At 68.4% G+C, this 13,044-nt stretch carries 10 protein-coding genes; 5 read left to right on the top strand and 5 right to left on the bottom strand.

What is annotated here, in order from left to right; translation table 11 throughout:
- Positions 1–3,630 (bottom strand): HAD-IC family P-type ATPase (locus tag A5659_RS14435; RefSeq protein ID WP_231997834.1); only part of this gene is annotated, 3,630 nt, incomplete at its 3' end.
- A gap of 182 nt (positions 3,631–3,812) precedes the next feature.
- Positions 3,813–4,769 carry a sigma-70 family RNA polymerase sigma factor gene (locus tag A5659_RS14430; protein WP_066882115.1) on the bottom strand — a complete coding sequence of 319 codons (957 nt, stop codon included), beginning with the start codon at positions 4,767–4,769 and terminating at the stop codon, positions 3,813–3,815.
- 158 nt (positions 4,770–4,927) lie between these two features.
- Between A5659_RS14430 and A5659_RS14425 the strand changes: the two genes are divergently transcribed.
- Positions 4,928–5,698 (top strand): SDR family oxidoreductase, encoded by a 771-nt coding sequence (locus tag A5659_RS14425; RefSeq protein WP_066862429.1) that lies wholly within the window; start codon positions 4,928–4,930, stop codon positions 5,696–5,698.
- A 28-nt stretch (positions 5,699–5,726) separates the two neighbouring features.
- On the top strand, positions 5,727–6,464 hold the full coding sequence (locus tag A5659_RS14420) for a DUF899 domain-containing protein (protein WP_067023891.1): 738 nt from the start codon (positions 5,727–5,729) through the stop codon (positions 6,462–6,464).
- A gap of 46 nt (positions 6,465–6,510) precedes the next feature.
- Here A5659_RS14420 and A5659_RS14415 read toward each other — a convergent pair whose 3' ends face one another.
- Together A5659_RS14415 and A5659_RS14410 are read right to left on the bottom strand one after the other, a co-directional pair.
- The gene (locus A5659_RS14415) at positions 6,511–7,578 is read right to left on the bottom strand and encodes an Ig-like domain-containing protein (protein ID WP_067181978.1); all 1,068 of its coding nucleotides are present in this window, start codon (positions 7,576–7,578) and stop codon (positions 6,511–6,513) included.
- On the bottom strand, positions 7,578–8,246 hold the full coding sequence (locus A5659_RS14410) for a sigma factor-like helix-turn-helix DNA-binding protein (protein ID WP_082976060.1): 669 nt from the start codon (positions 8,244–8,246) through the stop codon (positions 7,578–7,580). The genes A5659_RS14415 and A5659_RS14410 overlap by 1 nt, the downstream gene beginning before the upstream one ends.
- 273 nt (positions 8,247–8,519) lie before the next feature.
- Between A5659_RS14410 and A5659_RS27760 the strand changes: the two genes are divergently transcribed.
- From A5659_RS27760 to A5659_RS14395, 3 genes are all read left to right on the top strand, one after another.
- Complete coding sequence (locus A5659_RS27760; protein WP_156749214.1) at positions 8,520–9,425, top strand: M15 family metallopeptidase; 906 nt, start codon at positions 8,520–8,522, stop codon at positions 9,423–9,425.
- A gap of 273 nt (positions 9,426–9,698) precedes the next feature.
- Positions 9,699–11,459: a hypothetical protein gene (locus A5659_RS14400; RefSeq protein ID WP_156749213.1), complete on the top strand. Its 1,761-nt coding sequence runs from the start codon at positions 9,699–9,701 to the stop codon at positions 11,457–11,459.
- Positions 11,460–11,464: 5 nt separating this feature from the next.
- Positions 11,465–12,370, top strand: coding sequence for a hypothetical protein (locus A5659_RS14395; protein WP_067181973.1), 906 nt, complete (start codon positions 11,465–11,467; stop codon positions 12,368–12,370).
- A 79-nt stretch (positions 12,371–12,449) separates the two neighbouring features.
- Here A5659_RS14395 and A5659_RS14390 read toward each other — a convergent pair whose 3' ends face one another.
- Positions 12,450–12,941 carry a hypothetical protein gene (locus A5659_RS14390; RefSeq protein WP_067181970.1) on the bottom strand — a complete coding sequence of 164 codons (492 nt, stop codon included), beginning with the start codon at positions 12,939–12,941 and terminating at the stop codon, positions 12,450–12,452.
- Positions 12,942–13,044: the final 103 nt, after the last annotated feature.

The following is a 13,044-nucleotide window of genomic DNA, read 5'->3' as shown; positions in this document are numbered from 1 at the left end:
GCCGCGCTGCAAATTCGCCGACCCGGACGCCGACCTCAAGCGGGCCGAGGCGATGGTGCACGGCCTCGCCGAGCAGGGGCTGCGGGTGCTCGCCGTGGCGCAGCGCGGCAGGATGACCTCGGGCGCCCCCTTGAGCACCAGCACCGGCGCCTCGGCGGGCTGGCCATTGGCAGCGCCGTCGTGGCCCACGGTGCCGATCGCGGCGGCGAAGCCCCGGCTGGACTCGAACGGCACCTCGGCGACCATCGCCCAGTCCGAATCGCTTTGGCCGTTCAGCGAACTCGCCGCGGTCAGGATCGCCTCGTCGGTGGCGTGCGCATGTCCCTGGCCCTCCTGGGGCTGAGCCGACGCGCGCGCGGCGGCCCGCAGCAGGCCGGCCGATTCCGGGTCGGTCAGTTTGGGGAAGGGATCGTGCGGGTCGACGTCGTCGGGCACCGCGCACACCACGCGCAGCCGGTTCTCGGTGAGCGTGCCGGTCTTGTCGAAGCAGACGGTGTCGACGCGGCCGAGCGCCTCGATGGTGCGCGGCGCGCGGACCAGGGCCCCGCGCGCGGTCAGTCGTTGGGCGGCCGAGAGCTGGGACAGGGTGGCCACCAGGGGCAGGCCCTCGGGGACGGCGGCCACCGCGATCGCGACGCCGTCGGCGACCGCCTGGCGCAGCGGCGCGCGCCGCAGCAGCGCCAGCGCCGACACCGTGGCGCCGCCGGCCAGCGTCAGCGGCAGCACCTTGCTGGTGAGTTCGCGCAGCCGGGCCTGGATTCCGGCGGCGGTCTCGACGTCGGCCACCGCGGAGATCGCCCGGTGCGCGGCGGTGCCGACGCCGGTGGCGACCACGATGGCGCGCGCGTGCCCGGCGACGATGGTGCTGCCCTCGAACAGCATGCTGGCCCGGTCGGGGTCGTTGACCGCGACGGGGTCCACCTGCTTGTCCACCGGCAGCGATTCGCCGGTCAGCAGGGACTCGTCGACCTCGAGGTCGTCGGCGATCAGCAGCCGGGCGTCGGCGGGCACCACTTCGGGTGCGGCCAGGTCGATGACGTCGCCGGGCCGCAGGGACTTGGCGGACACCGTCGCCGTGCGGGTCGCGTGTCGGGCGGCCTCGAGCCGGCGGCGGGTCGTCGCGACAGCAGGAACGACCACCCGGCGCACCAGCTGGTCCTGCTCGGCGAACAGCTCCGCGGCGGCGGATTCGGCCCGAAGTCGTTGCGCCCCACCGGTTATCGCATTGACGGTCATGACGCCTGCGACCAGCAGCGCGTCGATGTTGCTGCCGACGATCGCCGAGGCCGCCGCGCCGACGGCCAGGATCGGGGTCAGGGGATCGGCGAGCTCGGTCCGCGTGGCGGACGCCAGCCGGACCGCGTTGTGCAACGGCTTGCGCAGCGGTTGCAGCGCCGGGCTGTACGACAGGTCGTCGAGGCGGCGCCGCCAGGACGACTCGGTTTCGACGGCCATCGGCCGCGCGCCGCCGGCCAGCCGCGAGTAGACGATCTCGGGATCCAGTGCGTGCCAGGCGGTCAGCGGTTGGGGTGTGGGGTCGGGCAGCCGGAGCACCCGAGCGGCCGAGAAGGTTCCCGCCAGCAGCGCGGTGGCCGCGGCGGCATTGACCGGGTTGAGCCAGCGCCGGAAGCTCACCGGGCTGGTGCCCGCCTCCTGCTCGCCGGTGACCAGCAGCAGACCGGCCAGCGTGGTGCCGCCCTGGGCCAGGTGCACCGCCGATTCGCTGGCCGAGCGGGCCACCGGGATCGCCGAGAGGATGCGCACCGCGTCGGCCAGATCGGTGCCGGTGATGATGTCGGCGGTCCACGCCGTGGCGGCGCGCGGATCATCAAGGGCCACACCGACATCGGCGATCGCGAGCGCGGCCAGGGTGTCGGTGGAGGCGAAGTCGCGATGCAGCGCGGTGATCAGCAGCACCGGCCCACGGTCGGCGCGCAGCTCCCGGACCACGTTGAGCAGCGGCGTGCCGGGCGGGTGCGTGGTCCCGACACTGGCGGTGAGGTCCTCGGTGCCCGCGACGTGGCGTAGCACCACCCGCGCGCCGGTGCGGTTCGCGGTCTGAAAGAGCGGGATGGCGTACGGGTCGACCTCCCAGCCCACGTCGACGCTGCCGACGCACTCGCCGTCCACGATCAGGTCGGCGCTTTCCAGGCCCTGCGCGGGTGTCGCCGAAGGTCCTTGGGTGCGAACCCATTTCAGCCGGGCCCCGGTCGCCGGTAGCTCGTCGGCGTCGGGCTCGGGCGCCTCCTCGCCGTGCAGCAGCGCGTCGGCCACCTCGTAGACCCGGTCGTCGTCCCAGCCGGGAGCGTCCCCGCGGACCCGTAAGACCGCGCGATGATCGCCGCGCAGCGCGGCGCCGTCGATGACGACGACCTTCACCCGGTCCAGGCGGCGCAGCGCGCCCGGGTCGAGGACCAGTTGCCCGGAATTGGCGAGCCCGCGGCCCAATATCGCCGCGAACGCCTGGCGGCCCATGTGCGCGGCCCTGGGCACCCCGGCCTCGATGGCCGCGGCCGCGTCCTCGGTGCCGCCGCCGGCGACCAGCGCACTGACGGCGGCGATCAGCGAGCCGTTGGCCGCCGAATCGACGTAACTTTCCACCGGCCCGGCCATCGAGCCTTTCGCCTTGTCCATCGCCGCGTCGATGGTGCCGCCGACCACGACGTGGGAGGCCTCACCGGCGGCCGCCGCGGCCCAGCTGTGCCGCGGCAGCTCCGACTTGGCCGAGGAGATGACGGGGACCACCGGAGCCTGCGGCCGGTCGGGGGAGGCCAGCTGTGGCTCGCGGTCACGCCACACGCGGCGGTGCGCCGACGCCTCGGAGACCTGCAGGGTGCGTTGCGTCAGATCGAGCAGCGGTGTGCCGAACGATTGCGTCAGACCGTGGGCGGCCGCCGTGGTCGCGGCCAGCGCGATGTCGGTGCCGACCCGGCCCAGCCGCGCCTCCAGGATCGAGACCATCCGCGGTTGATGGTTGATGAGCGCGGCCGCGGCCCGGGTGGTCTGCGGCGCCGCCGGCAACCGGGTCACCCATCCGGTGACGGCGGCGCCCATCGCGACGACATCCATGGCCGCCGCGGTCAGGGGCACCAGAATCGCCAGCGGGTTGCCTGGGTCGGCGAACGGCGCGGACAGCGGCGGTGACTCCGACTTCGACCAGGTGATGTCCGAGGCGATCGAGGAGACCGTCGCGCGCACCTCGTCCAGCACGGCGTCGCCGTCCGCGTCGTCGGACAGCTCCACCACCAACCGGCCCAGCGAGCCTTCGACATGCGCCTTGGCCACACCCGGGATCCGGCGCACCGGCTCCTCCACGGCCGGCGCGTACTCGTGCCAACGCGGGAAGGGCAGCAGCGGATCCAGATCCAGGTGCACCCGGTGCCCGCTGTGCCAGCGCACCGGCGGCAGGATCGCGGTGGGGGAGCCGCCGGACGAACCGTCCAGTCCGATCGCGCGGCCCGTCGTTTGGGCAACCGCCTGAATGACCGGGCCGGCGAGGTCGGTCACCGGACTGGCCAGCGTCTGCAGCGCGCCCGCGGCGCCCGCCGCGGTGGACACTCCGGCCCGCACCACCTGCGCGGCTCCGCCGGCTACGCCGGCGACGACGCTGGAAACGCCGGGAATCTTCACTCGTCACCCTTCAACTACGTCTACCGCGCCTAATGATCCTGACGGGTGGAGGACCTGTCCACACGTGGGCCGGGAAGGTAAAACCGTGCGAGGACACCGCAGACGACGCGAGCCGATGCGAGCCGATGCAGGTCGGGCCTCCCTTAGAGAGCAAGGGGTGCGATTGCGTCCCTGCTCAGAGGTTACCGGGTTGCCGCCAAACCAAACGTGGGGAACAACCCGGCGTCGAGGAAGACGGTGATGCTCGCGACGCCGGTAACGCCGGTGGTCAAGACGTGAATCGAATGGGCCCGCATCGTCTGATCGGCGCCACGCCGGTATTCGGCGACGGCAGGTTGCGCATTCGCGGCTGTCGGGATCATCACAACGTCGCCGGGCGGGGCCAGGGCGCGTCCGGCGAGGAACCGCAGCACGGCGTCGCGGCCGGTGAACCACACTGGCATAGGCGGCATTTCGAGCTTGACGTCCGCTTGCAGCAGCGCCGTCAGCGCGGCCATGTCCGCGTTTTCGAATGCGGCGCAATACCGGTCGAGCAATTCGCGGCGCTCGGCATCGTCGGGCTCGGACACGGTCTCCTCGGCGGGCGAGAGTTCGGCGAGGTGGGCCCGGGCGCGCTGTAGCGAACTGTTGACCGCCGCGGGCGTGGTCTCGAGGAGCTCGGCAACCTCGGCGGCGCTGAACTGTACGACGTCGCGCAGAATCAGCACGGCGCGCTGCCGCGCCGGAAGCTCTTGAAGGGCGGTCATCACGGCCAGCCGCACGCTCTGCTTTGCGGTCAGATCGTCTTCCGGGCTCTTGAACATCATCGCGTCGGGGATCGGCTCGAGCCAGGCGTGCGCGCCGGCCTTCGCGTCGAAATCGGCGTCCGGGTCGACCGATCCGTCGCCGACCCCCATCGGCAGCACGCGCCGGGCGCGGTTCTCCAGCGCTCGCAGGCAGGCGTTGGTGGCGATGCGGTACAGCCACGTCTTCAATGCCGCGCGTTCCTCGAACGCCCGATAGCCGCGCCAGCCCCGCAGATACGTCTCCTGGACCAGGTCTTCCGCGTCGTGCACCGAACCCAGCATGCGGTAGCAGTGCGCGATCAGCTCGGCACGAAAAGGCGCCGCCTGTTCGACGAAATCCTCCTGCGCCGGCACGAGCCTCTCCTTCCGGTGGGTGAAGAACCTACTCCCTTAGAGACATCGGGCCGCCGAAATTCATCGGGCCGCACGCGATGAATCCGGCCGTCACGCCGTATCTGAATTGGTGACGACGCGGCCACGGCCGCAGCACCCACCGCAGAGAGAGAACGACGATGAACCAGTCCCGCACCGCCCATACCGACGGCCTCGCCGACACCACCGCCATCGTGACCGGCGCGGGCCGCGGATTCGGCCGCGCCATCGCCTCCGCGTTGGTCGCGGCCGGCGCACGGGTCGCCGGCGTCGCGCGCACCCGATCACAACTCGATGAGGTGCGCACCCAGCTCGGCGACGCCTTCACCCCGGTGGTGGCTGACGCCGCCGACCCGGCCACGGCCGACCGGCTGATCGACGAATACCGGCCGCGCACACTGGTGCTGTGCGCCGGGGCGACGCCGCCGATGGCGCCGTTGCAGGAGCAGACCTGGGAGACGTTCAGCGTGAACTGGAACACCGACGTCGCGCAGGCGTTCCACTGGGTTAGCCGCGCGGTGCGCCGGCCGCTGGCGGGGGGCAGTTCGGTGATCGTGATGTCCAGCGGCGCCGCGGTGAACGGATCACCGTTGTCTGGCGGCTATGCCGGCGCGAAGGCTACCGTCAGGTTCATCACCAGCTACGCCGCCGCCGAATCGCAACGCGCGGGCCTCGGGATCGGTTTCACCGCCGTGCTGCCGCGGTTGACGCCGGCCACCGACCTGGGCGCCGCCGCCGTCGCGGCCTACGCCGAGCGGCAAGGTGTCGACGTCGATTCCTTCGTGCAGGCCGCCGGGCCCGCCCTCACGGCCGAACAGGTCGGCAAGTCGGTGCTCGAGATCGCCACCGGCGCGGCCACCGACCATGACGCGTACCTGCTCACCGCCGCCGGCCTGTCGCCGCTTGCCTGAGAGCCCTGGAGACGAAAGGCAGACAGCGATGAACACACCGCCGATCGTGTCGGCCGAGCAGTGGGCGAGCGCGCATCAGGAACTGCTGGCCAAGGAGAAGGAACTCACCCGGGCCCGTGACGCCCTCGCGGCCATGCGGCGCCGGATGCCGTGGACGGCCGTCGACTCCGCCTACGAATTCGACGGACCCGAGGGCAGGGTCGACCTGTTGGGCCTATTCCACGGCAGGCGACAACTCGTCGTCTATCGCGCGTTCTACGGGCCCGACATCCATGGCTGGCCCGACCACGCCTGCCGGGGCTGCTCGATGATCGCCGACCATGTCGGCAACCTGGCCCACCTCAACGCCCGCGACACCACGCTGGTGTTCGTTTCGCGCGCACCGCAGGCCGACATCGAGCGACTCAAGGCGCGGATGGGCTGGAAGATGCCGTGGTACACCATCACCGATGGATTCGACAGCGATTTCGGCGTGGACGAATGGCACGGCACTAACGCCTTCATCCGTGTCGGCGACCGGGTGTTCCGTACCTACTTCATCAACAATCGCGGCGACGAGGCGCTCGGAACCACGTGGAGCTTTCTCGACATGACCGCGTTGGGACGCCAGGAAAACTGGGAGGATTCACCGGAGGGCTACCCGCAGAGCGCCCCCTACGAGTGGTGGGACTGGCACGACGCGTACGGCATGCACGAGCCGTCGCGCTGGTTCGGCGAGCCGGACCCCAACGATCCCCACGACATCCGGCCGCCGCGCGTCGACTGAACGCGACCGTTGGCACTACTTCCGCCCTTAGCCTTCGGCGCGACGGCTAGCGAAGGGGCACGCTGGCGGCGCTGGACGGGGTCGTCGGAACTCGGGTCGGCGACGCCGCGGGGGGCGTGGTCGGAGTGGCCGACGACGTTGGCGGAGTGCTGGACGTCGACGATTCCGACCGGACGCACTCGACAACCGCCCGAGCCGTCTGCCCCGAGGCCGTCGCGGTGATGACGGCACGCAGGTTTCGCGGTATTGCTCTGAGCGTCGGGTTGGAGCGAGGAGTTTTGACGGTCAACTGTCCTCGCTGGGTGACCGACGCGAAATCGCTGTTGTCACTGGTCCATTGGACGTCTGTGAGGTCGGCAGCAGTGCCATCGGAGTAGGTGCCCGCCGCGACAAGGGTGTACGAGCCTGCGCAACTCTGGATGGTCGGGGGTTGGATGCTGATTCCGGTCAGGTCATGGGGCATGACGATGATCGCTACTGAGGCCGAGCGTTCGGCGATGGTTGCCCGTATTGCAGTTCTGCTCTGCGGGCGGCCAGGACCACCAGCCACAGCGGTGACAAGCCCGTCGCGACCGACCGCTGCGACTGCAGGGTCATCAGTGGTCCAGTCGACGTCATTGGTGATGTCGTGGGCGGACCCATCGGTGTAAGTCCCGGTGGCCCTCAGCTGTTGTGTGGATCCTTGAGCCAAAGTGACCTCGCGGGGCACAACGGTGATCGCCGCCAGGGTCTGCGGCTTCACACCGGTGGTGCCGGAGGGCGTCGTGGGATCGGTTGGGGTGCTCTGCGTTTCGGCAGTCGTGGGATTGGTTGTGGTGCTCGGTGTCTCGGTAGTCGTGGAAGTGGCTGTGGTGCTCGGCGTTTCACTGGTAGAGGCGATCGTGGGCACGGGGCCGGCACTGAGATGCGCAGGCGCCGTGAGCGCGAAATGCGTGGCGACCGCGGTAATCGCCACTACCGATGCGGCGGCCAGCCCAGTCGCGTACGTGATGAGCATCCGGATCCTCAGCTGGCGCAGACCGATTCGCACGGCCCGGTCCACGTTCAGCGGATGGCTGCCGATGCGTTCTCGGGCGGCGGTTTCCAACGCCTCGTACAGGGCGGGGTTGGGCATCAGCGGTCCCCGCCCGGAACGTCTGCGGCGGCCAGCGCCGCATCGGCCTGCGCAATGTACGCGTCCACCTCGACCGGCGGTAGGTGCACCATGTCGGCGATGTCTTCGACCGACAGGTCGGCGTATGTGGCCAGGACCAGGATGATCCGCTGAGTCTGCGACAGTCGCCCCAACGCCCGGTTGGCGGCGGGGACCGTGTCGGGCGGTGGGCTGCCGGTGAGCCGACTGTATGCCGTCAGCCGGTGGACGAACCAACACAGCGCGTATACGTCCGCGGCCGCGCTGACTGGCCCGCGCCAGCGTTTGGTCGCCTCTGCGATGGCGGCGCTGAGCAGGTCATTAGCCATCGCGGGGTCGTCGCACAACAGGTTGGCGGTCACCTGCAGTTGAGGGCGTTGCTCGCTGAATTCGCGACGCAGCTCCTCGCCCCGATTAGCCACCGCGACAACGACTTTGAACAGCGACGGAATGCCGTACTCGAGCTGAGTGATGGCGGGCATCACTCCCGCGGTCACCACCACGACGCAGCCCAGGGCGATCAACGTCAAGGCGGTCACGTGGCCGCTCGTTGCGACGCCCGCCAGGATGAGTCCACCGGCGCCCGCCATCAGCGCCACGCGCCAGGGGCGCACGAAATCTCGCCATGGTCGCGGCGGTGTCTGACACATGCTCCTGCTCCTCCAGTAGTCGCTTACTCGTGAATCATCAACTGCAGGGGGAGGTGTGACGCGCGTAGTCGACTACTCGAATCCGCGGACCGACCGTCCGCGGATGGCGCACTCCCGAGTTGGTGTCGACGCCCTTGTCAGCGCCCGGGACGACGAGTAGTGCACTACGCGTGATGACGACGTCACCCGCTGAAACGATCGTCTTCGGCTGAAGCCGGTGATCATGACGTTGACTTCCGGTGGATCGAGCCGAACCTCGAAGGGAGAACACAAATGTCTCAAGATGCTGACAGCGGCTCGACCGACGTCATGACCGATCCTGGTAGCGACGATAGCGCCGACACCAACGACACGTCGCCGGCCGATACCGCAGAGACCGACGACGACGGCGCGGACACTTCGGACGCCAGCGATACATCAACGGCTGATACGTCAGACACCGCGGACACTTCGGACGCATCGAACGGTGACGACAGCGCCGACACCGCGGATACTTCGGACGCATCCAACGGTGACGACAGCGTCGACACGTCGGATACGACGGACACATCGAACGGTGACTCCAGTGGGAACGCGTCGAACACCGTTGAAACCCCTACCGATAACGGCTCGGCCGCCACCGGCGACGACCCGTCGGTCAACGTCGACTACAAGCAAAGGGTCCCCATCCCGAGCGGAATCAATTCCGGCGTCAGCGCCGCGTCGCAGGCGACGATGTTGTCGGCGCTCGGAGTCCCCGGCACCCCGCAAGACAGCTGTGGGCCGGCATCGCCGGCGCTGCAGAAGTTACTGAAAACCGCCAGCGTTGGACCGTTTCGGGTGACCGGCTTGGTGCCGGCGGTCGACGCGCTCACCCGCGTCTTCGCGGCGGTCAAATCGGCCCGGCCCGACCTCTATCTTCTGCTGGGGACTGCGGGCATGCTCTGCGTGCGTCATGTGCGCGGTTCGACGACGAACTTCTCCAACCACTCGTGGGGCACGGCCATCGACATCACCATCGGCGGGCAGCTCACGCCGCGCGGGTCGACCACGGTGCAGCAGGGCCTGGTCGACCTCGCGCCGTTCATGCAGGCGGAGCGATTCTTCTGGGGCGCCGCCTTTCCCACGCCTGACGGCATGCACTTCGAAGCATCCAACGAGTTGATCGCGGATTGGAAGTCCAACAAAACGATTCCGTGACACACAACCGCCGGCTCTTGATGCCGCGCCGCCACGTCCCGTCACGTTCACCCAGGTGGTCTCGGGACGGGCGGCGCGGCGTGTGCCATTGGCTGAACCCACCGCGGAGACCTGAATCAAGAACGGGCGGACCGAAAGTGAGCGAGTGAGCGCGGGATCGAGTAGTCGACTACGCGTGCCCGTCGCGGGCAGGTGAGAGTTGCATAGCCGGTAGCGCCCATCGGGGCGGCAACAGGGCGTTACGCAACGCTCAGGCATCACGAGGAGAGTCCCATGCCAGACGGAGTTTCGCAGCTCAGCAGTGTCGGCTGCATTACGAAAGCGTTGCTCGACGCACTGGATCAGATCGAAAACCAGGTCGCTGCAAGCCAGATCGGCCCCGACGGGAAGCCGCTGGGATCGGCGATCTACATGCACATGCCGACCGGATATCCGATCGACCCCAAGATGTTCGCCAATCCATGGACGCCGGCCGGGGGAGATTCTTCGAGCCAATTCAGCAATGACGGCGCATTCTCCGCGCCCGCCCAAGCAGCCGCCTCGACTCCGCCGCCGGGCCCGCCGGGATCCGTCTATCCGCCGCCGGCCAAGCCCGACCCGCAGCTGGAGGCGTCCATTCAGGCGGCCTTCTTTACCTCGAAGCTCGTCGACCAGATGCTGGAAGTGACGCAGAACGGCGTCGCAACTGCCTGGCCCGATCGAAATGTCAGTGTTGAGTACTTCACCGTGGTGCAGGGCATGCAGCCGATGGACAAGTCGACCCCGGCGCAAGCGGTCCTCGACAAGATCGCCGCGGCGCAGGACCTGCTCTACATCAAGGACGCCAACGGCAACCGCGTCGGCTACACGCCGCTCTACGCGCAGTTCCGGCGCAACCAACAGGCCTGGACCGACGCGATCGCCGCGCAGGCGAGTGCCTATGCGCAGGCCATGGCCGATCCGATCGCGGGGCAGGAGTGGCCGATCGTGGCGAGCAGCTATGCGAACAAGGTCACCCAGGCGCTGAACGATTTCAACAGCATGGGTCGCCAGCAGGTGCAGGACGCTCTGGATACGATTGCGACGCAAGGCGAGAGCGCGGTCACGGCGCTGGCCGCATTGGCGCGCCAACTGTATGACGCGTTTCAGGTGCAGCTGGCCGGCGGAATCTCCGCCAATGTTCCCTGGTCGTACATCAGCCCGATGTCCTGGTGGGACTACACGGATGAATCCTTCGGCGTCCAAAAGATCACGGGGACTAGCGAGGCGCACGATGCGAGAACGAACTCCGGGACGGGTTCCTTCGCGAGCAACTGGCAGCGGCAGCAGTCACAATCGAACAGTGGCAGCGGCGGGTTCGACGTCGGCATCTACAGCGCCTCCGCCAGTGGCAGCCACGCCGATGCGTCCAACGCATTCGCCAATAACGCAAACCAGTTCAATTGGACGACCCACCAGGATAGTTCGAGCTCCGCTTCGGTTTCGTTGGAGTACTTCATCGCGACAATCGAGCGTCCCTGGTTCCTCGGTGACATCTTCAACCTCAAGGGCTGGTATCTGGTAGGTCAGCGCGCCAACAGCATCAGCGACGGGACGGTTGCCAATCAGATCGGCGATAAGTGTCCCGCGATCCTGCCGATGCTTCCTAAGGGGTTCCTCATTATTCGCAACGTCAAGATCACCTGCGACGACTGGGGTGACTTCGGCAGCAGTTTCAGTCAGGCCGCGCAGGCGAGTCAGGGCTCGGGACAGTCGAGTTCGAACTCGGTCGCGGTGTCGGGGGGCTATCTCTTCATGAAGGGTTCGGCCCAGCACCAGGATCAGCAGTCCTCCGGTGCCTTCGGATCGCAGCAGACCAGTTCCAGTTTCACGTTCACGTCCGATGGCAAGAAGGGCGGGACGTTGGAGCTGCTGGGATCGCAGATCGCCGGCTGGATCGGGCAGATTCAGCCCGCGGCCCCGCTGATGGACGACCCCACACTGCCGAAGCCAACTTCGGAGAACTCACCGGAGGCGATGGCGGGGGCCGGAGCCACACCGGCAGCGGGGAGCTGATCGTCATGGCCGGCGGGGACACACTCGCAACGGTTGGCGAGAAGGTGACGGATGTCTTCGTGCACGCGTTCGCAACCGGGAACTCCAACGTCTCGTTGGTCTTTCTGCCGTTCGCGTTGCCGACACCGGACGACATCGTGCAGGGCGGCGTGGTAAACCCCACCCGGTTGGCCGCCTTTCTGGTGCCGAATTTCGATGCGCCCTACCTGATGTCACCGTCCCAATATTCCGTGCACGGCCAGGATCTCTACTACGGCACGGCGAGCCAGATCTATCGGCTCGCCGTGACCGCGGCCCGGCCGACCGCCCCGGTCGGGAGCGATGCTTGGACCCGCATCAACTCCGAAATCGCAATGGCTCAAACGATGCTCAGCCCTGCCGGCGTCACGCCCGAGTTCGCCTGTGTGCCAGACGACTGGGTGCTGCCGGATTCGACCTATTGGTCCACATTCGACTCGACGCAGGCGCAAACCGCTGCCCCGCCGCAGAGCAGCGGCCCGCAGTTGCAGCTGCAGCGGGCCGTCAATCCTTATCTATGGACGATCAAGCCGGCGGAGCAGCAGGATGCCCCGGTCCAGAACCTGACCTATCTTCATGAGTTGAATCCGGCGCTGGTGGCCGCCGCTACGGAGAACGCCGTACCGGCGGTGTCGACACCACCGGCGACGACCGTGGCGCCGGTGGCGAGGCTCAATCCAGCCGTGCTGCAGCGCATTCCGTTGTCTACGACCGCGGCTCGACCATCGGGAGCCGACGCCGCGGCCGTGCGGCAAGCCATTCGGGTGCTTCCGCAGCTGACGCCCACCTCCGACGTCCCACGCATCAGGCCATATCCGATCATCTGGCGCGGCCCGATCGATCCGCCACCACCCCCGCCGAGCGGGGCGCGGATCACTGGGGTGTCATCTTGAGGCGTTCGCGTTGGTCCACCCGCGCCCCGGATTGATACTGTGGGCCACAAGGACTCTGGGCATGCGTTTGATCGGCAGATCAGGAACCGCCCGCGTTGTCCTGCGCGGCGGGGTCTGAGCCCGAGGGCGTGACCGAACCATCCGCGGAGGTGCTTTGCGGTCCGACAGCCGTCGGCGGCTGCACGAGATCGGGCGCGTCCGCCGGCGGGAGGACCGGCAGGTGGCTGCACAACAGCGCGACCACTTGCATGCCCGGTCGCGAATAGGTCCACGTCCCATCGGACGTGGTGCTCGAGGCACCCGCCAGCGAGAACGGACCGACAAAGCCATTGCCGCTCAACGACGCTTGGTCCTGGCCACTCCATTGCACCGAGATGTTGAGGTCTTTGACCACGACGATCGCGATCGGCAGCCCATATGTCAGCGCGGCGTCACCCTGGGTGACCGCTGCGTTCGGCGCCGGCAACAGCCCGCCCTTCGGCATGCCAGGCACGTACCAGTTGGGGTCGGCCAAGAAGACCCCGTCCCAGGTCGACACCCCTGCCGCCGCGAAGCCGATGGTCGCGGACATGTATTTGAAAGACACCGACATGCTCGAGGTGGGTGGCGGGGCCGGGAGCCACACCGGCAGCGGGGAGCTGATCGTCATGGCCGGCGGGGACACACTCGCAACG

The sequence above is a fragment of the Mycobacterium sp. 1165196.3 genome (assembly GCF_001673415.1).
Classification (GTDB): Bacteria; Actinomycetota; Actinomycetes; order Mycobacteriales; family Mycobacteriaceae; genus Mycobacterium; species Mycobacterium europaeum_A.
This window is presented reverse-complemented; position numbering and strand designations above follow the sequence as displayed.

What these genes read in the sequence shown, in the direction of transcription:
- A5659_RS14395 (WP_067181973.1), top strand. Translation starts at nt 11,465, where the DNA reads ATGGCCGGCGGGGACACACTCGCAACGGTTGGCGAGAAGGTGACGGAT.
- A5659_RS14390 (WP_067181970.1), bottom strand. Translation starts at nt 12,941, where the DNA reads ATGTCCGCGACCATCGGCTTCGCGGCGGCAGGGGTGTCGACCTGGGAC.
- A5659_RS14400 (WP_156749213.1), top strand. Translation starts at nt 9,699, where the DNA reads ATGCCAGACGGAGTTTCGCAGCTCAGCAGTGTCGGCTGCATTACGAAA.
- A5659_RS27760 (WP_156749214.1), top strand. Translation starts at nt 8,520, where the DNA reads ATGTCTCAAGATGCTGACAGCGGCTCGACCGACGTCATGACCGATCCT.
- A5659_RS14420 (WP_067023891.1), top strand. Translation starts at nt 5,727, where the DNA reads ATGAACACACCGCCGATCGTGTCGGCCGAGCAGTGGGCGAGCGCGCAT.
- A5659_RS14425 (WP_066862429.1), top strand. Translation starts at nt 4,928, where the DNA reads ATGAACCAGTCCCGCACCGCCCATACCGACGGCCTCGCCGACACCACC.
- A5659_RS14410 (WP_082976060.1), bottom strand. Translation starts at nt 8,246, where the DNA reads ATGTGTCAGACACCGCCGCGACCATGGCGAGATTTCGTGCGCCCCTGG.
- A5659_RS14415 (WP_067181978.1), bottom strand. Translation starts at nt 7,578, where the DNA reads ATGCCCAACCCCGCCCTGTACGAGGCGTTGGAAACCGCCGCCCGAGAA.